The following is an 18200-nucleotide window of genomic DNA, read 5'->3' as shown; positions in this document are numbered from 1 at the left end:
AAAATAATCCTTTGTGCGACACGTTTCCTCATAAGTGTGCAAACACGAAGTAGGAGGGTTATCAATTTGATAACAACAACTGTTTGACTGAAAGTAGGAATGAAAGCCGTCATGTTGAGCTGAAACTACTTATCTAATACTCCTACATGCAAGGCGTGATAGTAGTCACAAATTGTATGAAGCTAGGTGAAGTCGGCTGAACAAAACCTAAGTGAGAAATCATATGGTAATGGATAGGTCGGGATGCTACAAAATATCTATGGTGAGAATGTCTAAAATAACGGACTGGCGAACTTGCGAATGTACGGGTCTAAATTATTAATACAATAGAAATTTGTATGTCGTCAATGATGACGTTATCTACCGAAAAGTAAGAGTAAAGGATACGAAATTCGGAACATCTAACGATGAGGGTGTAAAGATAACAGGCTTAAAGCAAGCACCTAAGGATATATGTATAGCTAAGTCAATCGGAACGTGGTAAGCAAGAAACTGTCACCAACGCCTACTAGCGGACAGATGCATATAAGGTTCTAACGAACCGAAATTGCTTCATTCTTGTGAAGGTGGGGACAAAGTACCGACGAAGCATGTAGCGAATGTGGAGGGATAGTCCCTAGTCTTGTTCTTTGAAAACTAAATTAACTAGATGTAACTCACAGGATCGAGTAAGATGATGGGACTTTTCGTAAGAAAGGGGAAATAATACATCGGTGAGTACAACATTACGAAATGCAGAATATTACGATATGCAAAAAGTGTTTGATGATTTATACCAACGTAGTGAAAATAACGCTACTAAAGGTGTAAATCTATATAAATACATCATATCAAAAGAAAATATTCTATTGGCATATAGAAGTATAAAGGCTAACAGTGGTTCTAAAACTGAAGGAACAGATGGTATCACAATCGACCATTATAAAATGGAAGATGTAAATTCCTTCGTTGACGATATTAGAAAAACTCTCACAAATTACAAACCAAATACGGTACGTAGGATAGAAATACCTAAACCTAATGGGAAGAAACGCCCATTAGGAATCCCTACAATGAGAGATAGATTGATTCAACAAATGTTCAAACAGGTTCTAGAACCAATATGCGAGGCAAAATTCCACAAGCATTCATATGGATTCAGACCTAACAGGTCAACACACCACGCAATGGCTAGGTGTCAATATCTGATAAACAGAGGAAGATTTAGTCACGTAGTAGACATTGATATACAAGGTTTCTTTGACAACGTGAACCATTCCAAGTTATTAAAACAACTATACAACATAGGCATAACTGATAAAAGGGTGCTGACAATTATCTCTAAAATGTTAAAAGCACCAATCAAAGGAAAAGGTATTCCTACAAAAGGAACTCCGCAAGGAGGAATCCTAAGCCCATTACTTAGTAATGTTGTATTAAACGATTTGGATTGGTGGATATCTAGGCAATGGGAGAATATTAAAACAAGAAGACCATACACAACAGCAACCAAAAATCCATTGCTGATAAAAACAAAATTGAAGAAAATGCATATCGTTAGATACGCAGATGATTTTAAAATATTTACTAACAATCATCAATCTGCAATCAAAATATTCCATGCAGTAGAAGGTTATCTTAAAAATCAATTAAACCTTAATATATCTAATGAAAAATCGACTATAACTAACCTAAAAAGAAAATCTTCCGATTTTCTGGGGTTCTCTATCAAATCTGTTAAAAAGCGCGAAAGATATGTGGCAAACACACATGTAAGCGAGAAAAAGAAAAAGGATATCCTTGAAAAAGCAAAGACAAGGATTAAAGCAATTCAAAAAAGCCCATCAGGGAAAACAGTACAGGACTATAACTCTTATGTACTTGGTATAAAAAATTATTACAAAATTGCAACACATGTAACTATAGACTTTGCTGAAATAGCCTTTCGTCTCTCGAAAACTTTGTTTAATCGTCTAAAATCAATAGGGAAATATAAGATTCCTACCAATGTGAATGCATTATACAAAAGAACTCATAGGAACAATTATAGAACCTTTGAAATAGCGGGCAATCATGTATATCCACTAGCGGACATACAAACACGATTCCCTCAAAGTTTTAGTCAAGACATATGCAATTACACTAAGCAAGGAAGACAAAAACTCATCAAAAGCCTAAAAGGTAACATTGCCAATGAAATGCAAAAGATGTTGCTATCCTCCAATAAAGGACAAAGCATGGAGTATACAGATAACAGAATATCCAGGTATTCCATGCAAAATGGTAAATGCGCTGTCATCGGAATCTTCTTAATAGCTGAAGATGTGCACTGTCACCATAAAATACCGAAAGGTATGGGAGGAACTGACGAGTTTAATAACCTGATTATTGTACATGAATTTGTCCACAGATTGATTCACGCTACAAATGACGAGACGATTAGAACATATATGAGAATTCTTCAATTGAACGATAAACAATTGAAGAAAATAAACAAACTCCGTAAAGCTTGTAATCTAGTTACTTTAGTATAAAAGGATAAGATGGGGCGCTGTATGCGATGAAAGTCGCACGTACAGTGCTAAGCGGGGGAAAAGATGGAGATAACTTCAAAGTCTTACCTATCGCAACTAACAGAAAGTAAGGAATAAAAATGGGACAAGGAAACCGCGGAATGGAGTTTGAAAAGCTTATTAAAAAGATATCAAAGAGGGGAAGTAGCGCTTATAAACAAGAGCTCAACTCCTGTGAAGGTATTAAAAAGTAAAGGTGGACGTGTACTAAATGGATTCTATGAAGCTAAAAGTACAGTAGACTATGACGGTGTGTATAAGGGACGAGCTGTAACATTTTAAGCGAAGTCTACAAAAAATACTAATCGCTTTGATTTAAAGAACATTGCGCAACACCAGTTGGATTATCTGGAGGAAGCAGAGAAGATCGGAGCGATTTGTTTCTTCCTTATGAAGTTTAGCAAGGATAAGTCAGTATTTGTGGTACCACTATCGGTCATCCAACCTTATGTAAGGATGTCTCATCAGCCTAAAGGCAAGAAGTCCATATCAAGAACAGACTTTGATATTTATGGATGTGTGGCGGTACCCCATTGCTATCAAGCTGAAATTTTTTAATAACTCCAAAACGAAATTTTTTGTTAACTTGTAACTAAAAAGCTCATTTTATCGTTTTGGGGTGGATTTGTTTACTTAAGTTGATGGGTATGTATGGTGACCCTTATAAATTAGCCGTAAGTTAATTATTAACTCATAAACTTGCCGAAATTACAATAAGAACCATAAAGGTAACTAGAGTTAAGGTGTTTTTATGCTAAAAAAACTAGAATATCAATAAAGCCTTCACTGAAAGATAGCACCAACAATAATCGAATTTCTTTCGCTAATCCTATAACTAAAAAGTCGATTTCCTGTACGTTAAGAAATCGACTTTTTAGTGAGTAACTTAATGTCTTTAATAGAAAGAAACTTGATTAAATTAAATCCAAAATATCTTTTGGGGTATTTAATATATAATCAGCTTTTTCAAAACCTTTTTTTGTCTTTGAACCCCATAAAGCGAGTGCGAATTTAACACCAGCACTTTTCGCACATTTCATATCGTATATTGAGTCTCCTATGTATACTGACTCATCATTAGGAACATCTAATTGTTTCAAACAGGCTAATAATGGTTCAGGGTGTGGTTTATGTTTATCCGTATCACACGCACAAATTATATGTTCAAAATGATCGCTTAGACCAAATGGCTCGAATTCGTCTATTAATTCTTTCTTAGTTTTTGATGTAACAATCCCAAGCTTTAATTTACTAAGGGATAACTCTTTAATAACGTCCTCTAATTCTTCAAACACCGAAACTTCATGGGAAAAATCTAGTACAGATTCGCACCATTTCGGATGAACAACGTCTATATTTTGTACATTTAATTTTTTTAAGGTTTCTTTTCCAGGAATTCCTAATGCGAATCTTAAATCCTGAAACGCATAATTTTCCTTTAGTTCTTCTTTTAAAACTTTTTGTAAGGATTTTAATATTGCTTTTTCTGTATCTAAAATTGTGCCGTCTACGTCAAAAACAAGAGATGTAATCAAAATAAAGCCTCCCGATTTTTTAATCTTCACTTACAATTACTACTTCAACACCGTTTTCTTTTAAAGCATTATATAAATCATTAGACATAACTTGATTTGTAATGAATGTGTCTATAGATTCAAGCGTTAAACCCTTATAATTGCGTCGCTGATTCCATTTAGTGTGATCTGCCACTAAAATAACTTGATCAGCATGTTTTATTAATTCACGTTTGAAATAAATATCTTCTTCAAAACCATAGTATATCCCGTCTTCTGTAATACCTGCGGTTCCAATGAATACCTTGTCAAAGTGATAATCTTTGAGTTTTTCAGTGGTCGAAGTCCCCGTAGTATGTCGAGAAACCTTATTTAAAGTTCCTCCCAAAAGGTGAATAGTCGTATCTTCAGATTGAGCTAACATATAAGCAGTATCAATAGAGTTCGTCACTATAGTTACGTTCTTAGATTGTAAATGTTGCGCTACAAAGTTGACAGTTGTTGAAACGTCTAAATAAATCATGTCATTGTTTGCAATTATATTTGCAGCTTTCATTCCAATCAATTTTTTCGTTTCTAATTCAGTCTGTGACCGCACTTGATAAGTATCAATTTTCTTATGAAAAGTAGCTAAAGCCACTCCGCCATAAGTTCTAACTATTGCTTTGTTTTTTGAAAGTTTTACTATATCTCTTCTTGCAGTATCTCTTGAGATATGAAACATTTCACACATTTTTTTTATATTCATAGTTTTATTTGTTTCTAAATAATTAAAGACTCGTATCAATCGTTCTTCTTGATTCATAAGTAACCTCCATAAGAATATATTAAGTTAAAGTAAGTTATTGTGCAAGTTAGTTTAAGTTATAATGTGCGATAACGCTCCTATAATTAAGTGTTGTTAAGTGGGTTTGGTAAAACCTTATTTTTAATGCCTTTATAATTTTAAGCGATTTTATGATGGATTTAAAATTTTATCGTTGTAAGCATAAATTTGCTAAGGTGGCAAGGTTAGGGTCTAAATCACATTTTATATGTCCAAATTTAAAAGGTTATTTGCAATTATCTTGAAGTTCTTGCACCAGAAACTCATATAAACTCCACATATTTCTAGACAATCTACATATAAACTCCAGATTGATACTTTACTATGGCATCAAGGAGGTTAGAAAACATGAATTTTATCAAACGATCATTTTTAAGTTTAAAATCAAGAAAGGGAAAGTCACTTATATTACTTGCTATTTTTCTAGTTGTAATTAATTTGGTATTTGCTGGATTTACAATTCAAAGTGCATCAAGTAAGGCCACCGATTTGGCCAGACAACAATTAGGAGCGAATGTTAACTTAAAAATAGATATAAACAAATATATAAACAGTGATCAAAATACTGGTGGAACAAGAACGGTACCTGCTATCGAAGAGAAGGAAGTTGATAAATTAAAGAACTCTAAGTATTTAGATCACTATAATTATCTAAAAAGTGCTAATGCTGAGCTGAAAGAGCTCGATTATGTCGAATCACTTGGAGGAGCTCAATCATTTGGCCCAAATAATAATTTAAATTTTACTTTACAGGGTGTTAGAGACTTTTCTTTCTTAGAAGCTGCTCAAGACAAAAAATTAAAGCTAGTTGAAGGAAAGGGAATTACGCCAAAAACAGTAGGGAAAAACGTTGCAATGATTGAAAAAAGGCTAGCTGAAAAAAACAATTTAAAAGTGGGTGATAAACTGCAAATAGGTGAAGTAATGGATGAGGAACTTACCACGAAAGAGCTGGAGATTATAGGGATTTATGAGTCTAAAGAAGAGGCCTCATCTTTTGGGGGACAATCTTTTGCTTTATTAGAGCCTGCTAATCAAATATATGTACCATATTCTGTTATGAATTCAATGGAAAATGCAATCTATTCATTAAAGGACCCTAAGGATATTGATGCATTTAAAGAAGAAGCAAAAAAATTGGGGTTACCAGCGTACTATGAATTAGATGCACAAGATAACGTTTATAAACAGATGATTGGTCCAATCGAAAATATTGCATCTTTTTCGAAAACGATTGTAATTATGGTGTCTATTGCAGGTGCAACGATTTTAGGATTAATAATTATGCTCTCTATTAAGGAACGTAGAAAAGAAATGGGAATTTTGTTATCTATAGGCGAGAAAAAGTGGAAGTTAATGGGTCAATTACTAGTTGAGGTATTATGTATTGCTGTATTAGCTTTTGGTTTATCTTTAGCAACAGGAGAGAAAGTTTCTCAAAAAGTTGGTGATAATCTGTTAGCTAGTGAAATAGCAAAGAATGAAGATAAACCGGAAGATCCTATAGCACTACTTAGTGGTAACCCTGCTCCAGACGTAGATCCGGTTGATAATATCGATGTAAGTATTTCAACTGAAGATTTAGGAAAAGTAGGGGGGATTGGATTAGGAATCGCTATGCTAGCAACGATTCTTCCGGCATTATCAATTCTGCGTTTAAATCCAAAACAGATTTTATTAAAAGATGAATAAGGAGAATTTATATGGAGACAATTTTACAGTTTAAAAATATCAATTATCATTATGAAAGTAATAATAAGAGAACTACAATCTTACAAAATGTAAATTTTTCTTTTCAAACTGGAAGTTTTTATACTATCTTAGGGCCATCCGGTTCAGGAAAAACAACAACTCTTAGTTTAGCCAGTGGATTAGACGTTCCAAAAAGTGGATATGTCTTATTTAAAGGAACAGATATACGTAAAATTGGTCTCGGCTCCTATCGAAATCAGTATGTATCAATTATCTTTCAATCTTATAATCTCATTACTTATATGACTGCACTTCAAAATGTTATAACAGCAATGGAAATAACAGGAGTCGATGTAAAAGATAAAAAGATAAGAGCATTGGATCTACTAAAAAAAGTAGGATTGACAGAAATAGAAGCAAAAAGGAATGTGTTACAGCTTAGCGGTGGTCAACAACAACGTGTCGCAATCGCTCGTGCATTATCTTGTAATGTAGATTTGCTAATTGCAGATGAACCGACTGGAAACTTAGATCAAGAAACGTCCATGGAAATTATTGAGTTGTTTAAAGAGTTAGCACATAAAGAAAATAAATGTATTATTGTTGTAACTCATTCACAAGACGTAGCCAAACAGTCAGATAAAGCTGTTTATCTACAAAAACAGAATTTAGTTGTACAAGATGTTTCTTGAAAAATGAATGTGTTTACTTTAGAGAAAACAAAGAATGACATAACTTCAAAGTAACTGTAAGTTCAATTTATACTTTTTTACACCTAAAAGAGGAATGAAGAGAATGAAGGAAACATGGATTAAGGTAGTTTTTTGCGGTATCCTGGTTATAATTGGTATTTCAATAGGGTATGTAACACATGTTTTTATTCAAGAAGATATAAGTGAGTCTAACCAAGATCAAGTTAATATTTTTCAAGATGAGATTGGCTCGAAGCAAAGACACCCCTCATTTATTGAAGGTGGGAATTCAGGATTCGGTACTACTAAAGAATATAATGAAGGCGAAGTGGAATTTAAAGACCCAGGAAGTAATTAATAAAATATAACTTTTTTAATAAGTCAACAACCGGTTCCTTAACATATAAGGAACCGGTTAATTTATATACAAGTATAAATGTCTAATTTTCTTTATTTACACTTGCGTACTTATTTGAGTACGGTGCTGAATTTAATTTTTGTTTTTTTACTTGTATGCGACTATAATCCGAATGATGAGCAATTCACAGTTGTACATCTAATAAAGAAAGAATAAATGTTTGTTTCAAGTGACATCTTGATTACCTCTTTCTTTTTAGTGTTATTATGCATATAAACTATCGCATGCACCTAAAGCTGATATGAAGTAAAGATAATTTTCCTATGAAATTTTTATGTCTCCACATAAACTCCAAATAGCAAGGCTATAATGACTACCAAAGAAAAGCTCTCTTTGTAGAAAAATTCCACCGTATTTTTTGTACAAAAACCTCATATATTTAAGCATAATTTATTGGGAGGTTGATTATGAGCATGTATTTAAAAATACAAGAAAGTGCGAAGCGTATAAATGAATTAACTAACCATCAAAAGAAACTAGAACGCGAAAAAAATATATTAAAAAGTGAATTTTATAGATTGTTGAAAGAAAATAAAAAATACAAAGATACTCCCGAAGAGATAAGAACATTGGATAATTAGTCTCAATTTAAAGTTTCATTTAAATTTTAGTCAACTGTAGAAGCATGAAAATAGTTTAACTTCAGTACTTGGTTAGCTATAAGTATTTTTGATACTATATTTATTCGTAAATTTGACACAACCTTTTATGATATATACATGTTATACTTAATTGCATAGTAAATAAATTGTATCCCAGTACATTACTTACTATTACTAGTACCCAAACAACTTAATATGATACGGTAAAAGGCCTCTTTTCAACGAGAAAAGAGGCCTTTTTTTCATTAATATTTAATTAAGTATATGTTATAAATTAAAAAGGAAACTTTATATTAATTCTGTGAATTTTAAAGTCATAAATACATTAAAAACAAGTGTAGTTTAAAAATATATTAATTTATATTTCTTTCATAGAGTTAAGATAAGGATCATATATTATAACAACATGTTACATTGAAAGGGTGAATATATGATTTCATCGTATTCGGTAAGTTATATTTTAGTGACGGGTAATACTGCTATAAAAAAGGTAGCTAAAGTTCATGCCTCCTCAGAAGTTTTTGCTGTTAATAAAATTAAAAGAGAATTAGAGCGTCGGTTTTCAAATCCAACAAAAATTGAAGTTTATCCAGTTTAATAAAACAGTGTAAAAAGAGGAATCACTCTTTGTTTTCTTATTACTTAATTTATAATTATTATGGATTAAACCTCATATTTTTTAATTAAATTTACAACTACATTTAAAAAGAGTTCTTTTATCTTATTCCCATCAAGCTAACACTTTGATTATCATTTTACCTATAAATTAGCCGTAGGTTAATTATTAACCCATAAACTTTGTCAGAAATTTTAATAAGAAGCATAAAGGTAACTAGAATTAAGGTGTTTTATGCTAAAAAAACTAGAATATCAATAAAACCTTCACTGGAAGATAGCACCAACAATGACCAAATTTCTTTCGCTAATCCTATAAATAAAAGGTCGATTTCCTGTACGTTAAGAAATCGACTTTTTAGTGAGTAACTTAGTTTCTTTATTAGACTCGATCCTGGTTAAAGTAAATTCAAAATATCTTTTGGTGTATTTAATACATAATCTGCTTTTTCAAAACCTTCTCACTTGAAATTGATTTTACATAATCTTAGCTTGATAGCAATGGAGTACCGCCAGCATTTCGGAAAAACCCCACGCTAAGAGCATGCAAGATTTTATACAGTTTTTCGGCTAATCTAGTAACGAACAAGAACCCTAAAATCGCGCAAGGATAGGAATGTATAAACAAATACATGGATCCATAGAACAAAAAAAGGAGGTTTCCTTGTGGGAGTAAGGGAACCTCCTTATCCTTGCTACCGATAATGAGACGTTATGTTAACCTCACATGTATACGATATACACTGTTTCTTATTTAACTAAATGACAGATCAGTTAAATAAGGAAAAATATAACTCTTATTACCATTTCAATCCATCTTTATATATAATTAATTTGTATTTTTTATATAAATAGGGGGAAATTTATGACTACAAATAAAGACTACATCCGTTATATTCGTGAAAAAGTAGGACACGATTTAATATTTCTTAATTTTGCCGGAGGTATTATTTATAACGAACAAAATGAAATTCTTTTACAAAAACGGGGAGATAGAAATGAGTGGGGTCTTCCAGGTGGTGCTATGGAACTTGGAGAATCTCTTGAAGAAACCGCTAAACGAGAAATACTTGAGGAGACAGGATTAAACGTTGAGGTTGAACATCTTATAGGTGTCTACTCTAAATATTTGGGTGAGTTTCCGAACGGAGATAAAGCTCAGACTATCGTTCATTGTTTTCAATGCAAGCCAATTGATGGGCAACTTACTGCAGATGGTATTGAAACTTTAGATTTAAAATACTTCCCAATAGACCAGATACCGAAATTATTCACAAAACTACACGAAGATGCCTTAGAAGATTGGCTTTCCAAAAGAAAAGGTGTATTTAAATAAAAACTTTTAACTTCCTATATCGAAAATTATGTAAATAAGCTGTCCATATGGGCAGCTTATTGTATTTTTTGTTTAGCGTATATTTTTGTTAAAATGTTGGTGGTACGCCTTGAAGAATTTAGATAAATATCTGCGTTCTGAAATTAGAAAAATGAATAGAGAATTAAAAGAAGTTAAAAAGTTATTAAATGATACTAAGTTTATTTATAATGTTTCTCAGGACAAGGTTCAAGAAACACGTAAGAAAAGGGCTAACTTGAAAAATAAAATTAATAATTACTCCTATTAATACAAAAAATGTATTCGTTGTATTAATAGGAATTTTCTAATAGTATAGATGGTGCGATTATTATCTTGTAAACAGAATTGAAAGGAGCCTGTTCTATGTTTCAATCAAAGCGTATTAATTTAAGGAAATTTACGATAGAGGATATTCCCACTTATCATAATTGGAGGAACGATGTGCAAGTTATGGCATTTACCAATCCAAATTTAGATGTATATTCTTTCAACGAAACGGAGCAATTTTGTCAAAATATAATTAACAGCTCAAGTTCCAAGAGTTATATTATTGAAGAGAAAGATTCGCAAACACCAATTGGCATCACATCACTAATAAATATAGATCCGCATAATAGAAATGCAGAATGCATTATAGATATAGGAGACAAAGATTATTGGGGAAATGGTTTTGGATATGAAGCTCTAGAAATATTACTAAACTATGCTTTTCAAGAATTAAATTTACATCGTATATATTTACGAGTTTTCTCGTTTAATGAAAGAGCCATAAAATTATATGAAAATCTTGGTTTTGAACATGAGGGATGTCAAAAAGAAGCAATATATCGAAATGGAAAATGGAATGATATATTGTTTTTAGCGAAATTAAACAAAGGTAATTAGTTATATTTGTATTAGAAAATTAATCATAGCTTGTATATAAGGTTCTGGTGCAAAAATAAAGTAAAAGAGAATAAAGCATATATTACTAATAGATAAATACAATTAAACCAATGATGTTTAGTCTAAATCATTAATTTAACTGAACAAAGACCACACATATTAGACATGTTTAATATGTGTGGTCCTTTTAATTTGAGAGTGTAATATAAACCGTGTAAGTAACCTACCATCCTAGGTAGTGGGTTGCTTCACGGTTTTTCTTTTTCTAAAATTATTATGAAGGAGTGGTTACACTTATGGTTAGAAAGAAAAGAGATACAAAATCCTTGAAGTTAGCTCAATCAATTTTTGAAGCTTACCAACCGGAAACTGTTGAAGATATGCAAGAGGCTTTGAAAGACATCTTCGGACCAATGTTTGAGGCAATGCTTCAAGGCGAAATGAATCACCATCTTGGTTACGATTCGAACTCAAAAGAACGGAAAGAACACGAAAATCGTCGTAATAGATACGGTAAAAAGAAGGTAAAGACAAGCTTCGGTGAAGTTGATGTTCACGTACCTCGCGACCGTGATGCGTCATTTGAACCCGGAATTATTCCGAAACGCAAACGTGATGTATCAGACATTGAAGACAAGGTCCTGGCTATGTACGTATGTGGAATGAGCCAACGCGATATCTCAAGCACGATTGAGGGCATTTACGGTTTCAGCGTGTCACACGATATGGTTTCCGATATTACCGACCAAATCTTGCCTGAACTCGAAGACTGGCAGGCAAGACCACTAGCGAAGTGTTATGCGTTCATATTCGTGGACTGTATGTAGGTGACGTTGCGCGAAAACTATGAGGCCAAAGAATACGCGATTTACACCATTCTGGGCTATGACTTAAAAGGGAATAAAGAAATCCTCGGCTTATGGCTCAACCAAACTGAATCGAAGAATCGCTGGATGCAGATTTTTGATGAACTCAAAACTCGCGGTGTTGAAGATGTATTCTTCATCTCTATGGACGGAGTTTCGGGTCTTGAAGATGGCGCTCGGGCTATCTCCCACAAGTTGTCGTACAGAGTTGTATCGTTCATTTGGTGCGTAATTCACTTCGCTACGTGCCAAGTAAAGATTACAAGGAATTCTGTAAAGATTTGAAGAGATTCTATGGTGCTTCATCACTCAAAGCGAGCCACGCGGCGATTGACGTGTGGAAACGCAACTTCCCGCATGTCGAACAGCTCTTTGACTACGGCTCTGACATTCGCAAAGTTATGTACACGACAAACGCTGTCGAAAGTGTCAATTCAAGTTTCCGTAAGGTAACGAAAAAAGGCGCTTTCCCGAACGAAAACGCCTTACTAAAGGTTCTGTATTTACGTGTAAAACAACTTCAAAACAAATGGAATGGCGGTCATATCCGTAATTGGTCAATGGTGTTGAATCAACTTATGGTTAACGATCAATTCGCCAAACGTATTGAAAAATATAGTATTTACCTAACGTAATTTAAATGCTTCGTTTGTTCGATAAGATAATTTGATACATCTATGTTGGTGCCATTCCGCAAGAGGAATTCCACTAAATCTTGCTTTTGAAGAACAGGATTAATAACGGCTCCATCTAGCTGACTTAGAATCTCAACGATGCCATGATGTGAAAAACTCTTGATTGCTTTAAAAAGTTCTGCATCACGTTTCTTCCGCTCGGCGGATTCTTCAGGATACCCAGTATTGAACGGTTCTTCAAATAGTTTCTCAAGTGTGAAGCGAAGATTTAATTCGCCCGCCCAACCGAAGTTCAATCCAAGTGGCAGTGATGCACAGTTTCCGTTATTTATCCTACCGAATAGGAACGCATCTGTTGGAGTTGGCAGATAACCGCTAATGACATTCGGAAGTGTATTACAGGCAATCGACATACCAACACCGCTACTACATCCAGTGACGACAAAATCAACTGCACCTGAATTTAGAAGTAGACCAACAGCTAAGGACACTTGGATATAGCTTAACTCGGATTCTTCAACTGTAACACCAAAATTGAGCACTTCATATCCATGACTCGCCACAGCCCTTTTTGTCTCTTCAAAAATCAGTTCATTTTTGCTAGTTTGGGTACTTGCTTGTATCACCGCTATCTTCATTCTTCCACGACCTTTCGATTTAATTATCACACAAACCGAAAGTCAAAAGAAGATAAAAAAGACAGAAGCGATCTTGCCTTAATATTTGCTATTCTATGTGTTCGTTTCAAAAACTTACACAGATTTCTTGACAATCCCAAATTATACTCCAAACGCAGTCATTCTAACTTTCGAAATTTCGCTTTCTTAATTAAGTTTGCTATTTTTGTTCTTTAAATCCTTTGTTGATTAAATCCTCTGTTGATTGTATTACTTGTACATCCTTTGGAAGTTCACTTTCATCAATTTCTTTATACGTTATATTTCCATCTTTATCTTTATCTTCAATAACAAATTTTACTTTATCTGTGATAGATGGTTCTTCTTTTTTATCTGTTTCTACACCCTTTTTTGTTTGTACTTGTACATCTTTTGGAAGTTCACTTTTATCAATTTCTTTATACGTTATATTTCCATCTTTATCTTGATTCGGAATAGCATATTGTACTTTATCTTTAATAGACGTTTCTTCTTTATTATCTGGTACTGCACCCGCTCCACCAGTTAATAACCCTGTACCTAAAAGTGCTCCTGCTAATAATGTTTTAAACATTTTTCACTACCTCCTTGTTTGAAATTATATTAAACATAAAGCAAAAATCTGTAGTTAATATGGATTATATCTGAAGAGTATGTGAGTTTTATGATTGGGCGTTTGGGGGCTAGCCCCTAGGAATTTAACGTAACTTTATATAGCATAAGTGAAATTTTTGAACGATAGATTAAGGCGGTTCGGCAGGTACAATTGCTAATCCAAGTTGAGCAACCTAAGTCCTCGTTTTTGGTCTGTTCGGCTTGGCGATATACCAACCCCCGCCGAATTTCGGAATGCAAGGAGAAAGGAGGAAGATTTTTTGAGTGGGATTCTCAAAAAATACTCTCCGTTCTTTTTATGGAGAAAAGCCCTTATATAGAGAATGAAAAGAGACATACTTTTAAAAGTTTAAAAAACAAATATAAATAAAAAGTCGTAGTTGTCAAATTAAACAACTACGACTTAATTTTTAAAATAACTTACTAGGTAAATCTTTTAATATTGGTATTTTCATTGCTGTATAAAACATAAGTTTTAAAGCTTCATTTACATTATCTTTATCTCTTGCATAAATAATGTGAGGATTTACAAAAATTACAGATGCTCTAGCATTATTACCTTCTACACCAGATTCAACTTTAAATAACAAACCGTTTTGACACAACAAGAGGGTCTTAAGAATAGTGAATCTGACCAGCTACGTATCCTCCCTTCGGTCCGGTACCGTTGACAGACGCTTTAAATTATCTTCTAATAATCACAACATAATTACCCATATTTTTTGACTTAAAACGAAATAAGACCTTTTAAAATCCAAAATAAAAGTTCTTTGGATCCTTTCCTTTTTTTAAAACTTAACTTTATATAAAAAATCTATGGAAAAGTTCTACAAAAAAGTATCCCTACTTTTTAGATAGGAATACTCTTTTTGTATTAGAATAATTTACACTTTTATTTTTTTGCAGCAATATAGTATAAAGCCCCTTGTTTACCATTTATTATTCCTTCAAATTGATATACAGGCTGTTGGAAATCTTTTGTATCTGAATAAGATGATAATGTACATTTTGTAATAGTTATTATATCTCCTTTTTTTAAAGGTTCTAGAGGTAAAAATTCTCCACGTTTTAATTTTTGGAATGCTTCTTTTGAAGAAATAACTTCTATATCTTTAATCTTTATTTGTTCTGAAGAATTTTTCTTAAATTTATAAACAGGCATTTTTTTAGAATCTGCATCTAATGATATAGTTGTTTTCATAGTAATATCAGACATATCCATTTTAGTTTCTGGGTTAATACGTAAATTACCAAATTCTTGCATCTCGTAAGAAATAATAATTCCAAATGTTAATAAACAAACTACCACTGGTAAAGATATATATTTAACAATTTGTTTAAATGGTACTGATTGTTTATCTAAAAAAACAATCAATAAATTACTTATACAATATCCAAGCATACCTCCTAAGGTGTTATGTAATACATCGGATATATCTATACGTCCAATATCTGTTACAAATTGCATTATTTCAATAAAAATACTTGTACTAAATACGACTAATAATACTGACCCTGCTTTTTTAAAGAAATTACTAATTAAGGGTAACAAAAATCCTACTGGAAAAAGTAAAGCAATATTTATAATAATATCTTGAAAAGAAACAAGTGAAAAATTATTCCAAGCAACTCTATATCCACGTAAAATATCAAAATTAATTATCCCTTCAGGCCGAATAATATTTTCACGACCAAATAAAGTTCCAGCTAATACAATAAGGTAATATCCTATCAATAGTGTAATCAAAACAATTTGTTTTTTTTCAAATGAATATTTCCCTTTATATATTCGTTTATACAAAACAAAATAACCTAAATTCAACAAAATGGGAACCAATAAAATTATTATTATACTAATAATACTTAAACTTCCTAATGTAGAATTGATAAAATTCATATAATACCTCCATACAATAACAATATATGTTTGAATTTAATTAAAAAATAAAATATATAAAAATGCAAAGGTATAAAATAACAAATATAATTAACCTGTAGTGCTAGTTGGTTATGAATATTATGTTTTCCTTTACCTTTTCATTGTGACATTTAGCTACGCTCCATGTGTTTGTGCTTCCCCTTTTGTAAGGACATACACATCTTTTTCTTTCACTAACGGATTAAATCTATCTACTATATCTCCTCCTGCATAAGTTAATAATCCACCTCCTACAACAACTAATCCTGAAACTGCAGTCAATGCTTTTTTCATCTTTCATTTCCACCTTACTTTTTCTTAAATGATTAAGTGTGATTTTATTCATTTTTTAACGAATTCCCCGAAAGAATTCTCCTTCCTCAAGCGTGTGAAGGGCGTAGCCCAACGGTAGGTGGGAGGTGAATATCGGTTTGGCATTGCCAAAAACTTTTGATAAACTAGCTATATGAAGTTCTTTGATAACTTGATATATGAGGTTGCAGGAAGAAAATAGAGTGCGAAAACCAAGCCATTCGGTTCCTGTGTAAAATATCAACCGTACCAAAAGAGCGTCCAAGCGTTGGACATCTAGGGGTGGAACACCCCTAAGTAACGCTCAGGGAGACGAAAGGTTACTTTCGTCGTGGAACTGAGAAGCTCCCACTTCAAGCTTTGCTAAGTGGCGAGTAGTTCACATAAGAATGACCTTTAACACATTTCCAAGTATAAAGAGCATTTCTTAATAAAAAGTGGGGGAGCTTCTTAAGATTTTCTTAAAAAACAGTTTCACATTGTAAAAAAGAACCCTTCCTTTAAGAGGAAAAATTATATCACTATATAAATCATAGGGGATTGTTTGCATATGGACTTTAGTTTTATGTACAATAAAGGTAAAGATATAGTCTGAAACAGGAAGAGGAAAACCTTGTCCAATTCATTAGTAAATTTACGTATCGATTTTGCATTTAAGCAGTTATTTGGCACAAATGGGAATGAAGATATTTTAGTTGCCTTTTTAAATGCCATATTAAAAGATTCTTTAGAATCACCTATTGTTTCCCTACAATTAGAAGATCGACATTTGCTTCGAGAATATGAAGAAGATAAATTATCGATTTTAGATATTTCGGCTACATTAAATACAGGAACAAAGGTAAATGTAGAAATACAATTGAATAATAATCACGATATGATCAAACGCAGCTTGTATTATTGGGGAAGGTTATACACCTCTCAATCGCAAAAAAGAATGCCTTATAGCTCACTTCACAAAACAATTACCATAAACTTGTTAAACTTTGTGATGTTTCCAGAATATGAAGCGTTTCATACAACAGGAATCCTTTGGAATCAGCAACATCAAAAGTTATTAAGTGACGATATAGAAGTTCATATTGTAGAGATTCCAAAGTTATTACAGCAATGGCGCGAAGAGAAAGTTAATCCGTGGGAAAATTCGTTTGTTCGTTGGTTATTATTATTATCAGCGAATGAAGATGAGTATCTCACACAAACATTAGAGGACATTGCCATGAACCAAGATCCGATTTTACAAAAAGCAATGAATAAGTGGGAACCTATGAGTCAAGATTCTTCTTTCCGTCAAGCATATGAAGCAAGAGAAAAGGCCTTAATGGATGAGGCTGCAAAGTTTGCTCATGCTCGTAATGGGGGTAAAAAGAAGGAATTCAAGAAGGGGTTCAGCAAGGAAAAATACAGATGATTAAAGGTATGCATGAACTTGGTGTATCACATGAAACGATTGCTAAAGCCAGTAAATTAGGAATAGATGAGGTTGAACGTATTTTAGAACAAAAATAATCAACATCAAAAAAAGAACCTCTTAATTTTAAGTTTAACGAATTTCCGGAAAGAATTCTCCTTCCTCAAGCGTGTGAAGGGCGTAGCCCAACGGTAGGTGGGAGATGAATTTCGGTTTGGCGTAGCCAAAAGATTTTCCTTTTTATTTTGCCTCTGATATAATCAGTCTTATAAATTATAAAGGCTGGTATATAAATGAAATTAGACAGTAATAACCATTCAGTATTCTTGTTGTATTATCACCTTGTATTGGTCGTGAAATACAGAAGAAATGTGTTTGATGATGATATGTCAGACTATGCAAAAGATATGTTTGTTCGACTATCTGAAAACTATAACATCACATTAGTTGAATGGAATCATGATGTAGACCACGTTCATATTTTGTTCAAGGCACACCCTAATACAGAAATGACAAAATTCATCAATGCTTATAAAAGTGCAAGTTCTCGACTTATTAAAAGAGACTTTCCACAAGTGAAAAAGAAACTTTGGAAAGAGATGTTTTGGTCAAGAAGTTTTTGCTTGCTAACTAC

General features: G+C 32.8%; 18 protein-coding genes and 3 pseudogenes. 14 read left to right on the top strand and 7 right to left on the bottom strand.

What is annotated here, in order from left to right; all coding sequences use genetic code 11:
• The first annotated feature begins 334 nt into the window (after positions 1-334).
• The 3 genes and pseudogenes from ACTJJY_RS23525 to ACTJJY_RS23515 all read left to right on the top strand — a co-directional run bounded on the left by ACTJJY_RS23525 (position 335) and on the right by ACTJJY_RS23515 (position 3110).
• Positions 335-484, top strand: coding sequence for a hypothetical protein (locus tag ACTJJY_RS23525; protein ID WP_165773209.1), 150 nt, complete (start codon positions 335-337; stop codon positions 482-484).
• Positions 485-713: 229 nt separating this feature from the next.
• A complete protein-coding gene (ltrA, locus tag ACTJJY_RS23520) occupies positions 714-2513 on the top strand; it encodes a group II intron reverse transcriptase/maturase (RefSeq protein ID WP_440605206.1) in 1800 nt (599 codons plus the stop codon).
• A gap of 119 nt (positions 2514-2632) precedes the next feature.
• Positions 2633-3110 (top strand): annotated as a pseudogene (locus ACTJJY_RS23515) (Holliday junction resolvase RecU).
• A 356-nt stretch (positions 3111-3466) separates the two neighbouring features.
• On the opposite strand, the gene ACTJJY_RS23510 reads toward ACTJJY_RS23515, so the two are convergent.
• Positions 3467-4087 carry an HAD family hydrolase gene (locus tag ACTJJY_RS23510; protein ID WP_440606717.1) on the bottom strand — a complete coding sequence of 207 codons (621 nt, stop codon included), beginning with the start codon at positions 4085-4087 and terminating at the stop codon, positions 3467-3469.
• Between the two features lie 19 nt (positions 4088-4106).
• Entirely contained in the window at positions 4107-4871 is a 765-nt protein-coding gene (locus tag ACTJJY_RS23505) for a DeoR/GlpR family DNA-binding transcription regulator (RefSeq protein WP_214632361.1), read from the bottom strand.
• Between the two features lie 369 nt (positions 4872-5240).
• Here ACTJJY_RS23505 and ACTJJY_RS23500 point away from each other — a divergent pair, with 369 nt between their 5' ends.
• The 9 genes and pseudogenes from ACTJJY_RS23500 (at position 5241) to ACTJJY_RS23460 (ending at position 12654) form a co-directional block, all read left to right on the top strand.
• Positions 5241-6584: an ABC transporter permease gene (locus ACTJJY_RS23500; RefSeq protein WP_440606688.1), complete on the top strand. Its 1344-nt coding sequence runs from the start codon at positions 5241-5243 to the stop codon at positions 6582-6584.
• Positions 6585-6595: 11 nt separating this feature from the next.
• Positions 6596-7276, top strand: a complete 681-nt coding sequence (locus ACTJJY_RS23495; protein WP_440606687.1) for an ABC transporter ATP-binding protein — start codon at positions 6596-6598, stop codon at positions 7274-7276.
• A gap of 103 nt (positions 7277-7379) precedes the next feature.
• The gene (locus tag ACTJJY_RS23490) at positions 7380-7634 is read left to right on the top strand and encodes a hypothetical protein (protein ID WP_440606686.1); all 255 of its coding nucleotides are present in this window, start codon (positions 7380-7382) and stop codon (positions 7632-7634) included.
• 467 nt (positions 7635-8101) lie between these two features.
• Positions 8102-8275, top strand: a complete 174-nt coding sequence (locus ACTJJY_RS23485; RefSeq protein WP_153601866.1) for a hypothetical protein — start codon at positions 8102-8104, stop codon at positions 8273-8275.
• Between the two features lie 451 nt (positions 8276-8726).
• On the top strand, positions 8727-8894 hold the full coding sequence (locus tag ACTJJY_RS23480) for a hypothetical protein (RefSeq protein WP_198049036.1): 168 nt from the start codon (positions 8727-8729) through the stop codon (positions 8892-8894).
• An 882-nt stretch (positions 8895-9776) separates the two neighbouring features.
• Entirely contained in the window at positions 9777-10247 is a 471-nt protein-coding gene (locus ACTJJY_RS23475) for an NUDIX hydrolase (RefSeq protein WP_262314400.1), read from the top strand.
• A 109-nt stretch (positions 10248-10356) separates the two neighbouring features.
• Entirely contained in the window at positions 10357-10536 is a 180-nt protein-coding gene (locus ACTJJY_RS23470) for a hypothetical protein (protein WP_440606685.1), read from the top strand.
• A 95-nt stretch (positions 10537-10631) separates the two neighbouring features.
• A complete protein-coding gene (locus ACTJJY_RS23465; RefSeq protein ID WP_375812705.1) occupies positions 10632-11153 on the top strand; it encodes a GNAT family N-acetyltransferase in 522 nt (173 codons plus the stop codon).
• A gap of 296 nt (positions 11154-11449) precedes the next feature.
• Positions 11450-12654: pseudogene (locus ACTJJY_RS23460) on the top strand (IS256 family transposase).
• Here ACTJJY_RS23460 and ACTJJY_RS23455 read toward each other — a convergent pair.
• The 5 genes from ACTJJY_RS23455 to ACTJJY_RS23435 all read right to left on the bottom strand — a co-directional run bounded on the left by ACTJJY_RS23455 (position 12642) and on the right by ACTJJY_RS23435 (position 16137).
• Positions 12642-13292: an RpiB/LacA/LacB family sugar-phosphate isomerase gene (locus ACTJJY_RS23455; protein ID WP_440606684.1), complete on the bottom strand. Its 651-nt coding sequence runs from the start codon at positions 13290-13292 to the stop codon at positions 12642-12644. The pseudogene ACTJJY_RS23460 and the gene ACTJJY_RS23455 sit on opposite strands and share 13 nt — an antisense overlap.
• Positions 13293-13491: 199 nt before the next feature.
• Positions 13492-13884, bottom strand: a complete 393-nt coding sequence (locus ACTJJY_RS23450; protein WP_095691602.1) for a hypothetical protein — start codon at positions 13882-13884, stop codon at positions 13492-13494.
• 451 nt (positions 13885-14335) lie between these two features.
• The gene (locus tag ACTJJY_RS23445) at positions 14336-14530 is read right to left on the bottom strand and encodes a hypothetical protein (protein ID WP_440606683.1); all 195 of its coding nucleotides are present in this window, start codon (positions 14528-14530) and stop codon (positions 14336-14338) included.
• 287 nt (positions 14531-14817) lie between these two features.
• On the bottom strand, positions 14818-15822 hold the full coding sequence (locus ACTJJY_RS23440; protein WP_095691601.1) for a VanZ family protein: 1005 nt from the start codon (positions 15820-15822) through the stop codon (positions 14818-14820).
• Between the two features lie 156 nt (positions 15823-15978).
• Complete coding sequence (locus tag ACTJJY_RS23435; RefSeq protein ID WP_196776163.1) at positions 15979-16137, bottom strand: hypothetical protein; 159 nt, start codon at positions 16135-16137, stop codon at positions 15979-15981.
• A gap of 631 nt (positions 16138-16768) precedes the next feature.
• On the opposite strand from ACTJJY_RS23435, the pseudogene ACTJJY_RS23430 reads away from it, so the two are divergent.
• Together ACTJJY_RS23430 and tnpA are read left to right on the top strand one after the other, a co-directional pair.
• A pseudogene (locus ACTJJY_RS23430) lies at positions 16769-17664 on the top strand (Rpn family recombination-promoting nuclease/putative transposase).
• 195 nt (positions 17665-17859) lie between these two features.
• On the top strand, positions 17860-18200 hold a 341-nt coding region (gene tnpA / locus ACTJJY_RS23425; protein WP_440606682.1), incomplete at its 3' end, for an IS200/IS605-like element ISBth16 family transposase.

It is taken from the genome of Bacillus sp. 22475, from assembly GCF_052044835.1.
Taxonomy (GTDB): domain Bacteria; phylum Bacillota; class Bacilli; order Bacillales; family Bacillaceae_G; genus Bacillus_A; species Bacillus_A cereus.
This window is presented reverse-complemented; position numbering and strand designations above follow the sequence as displayed.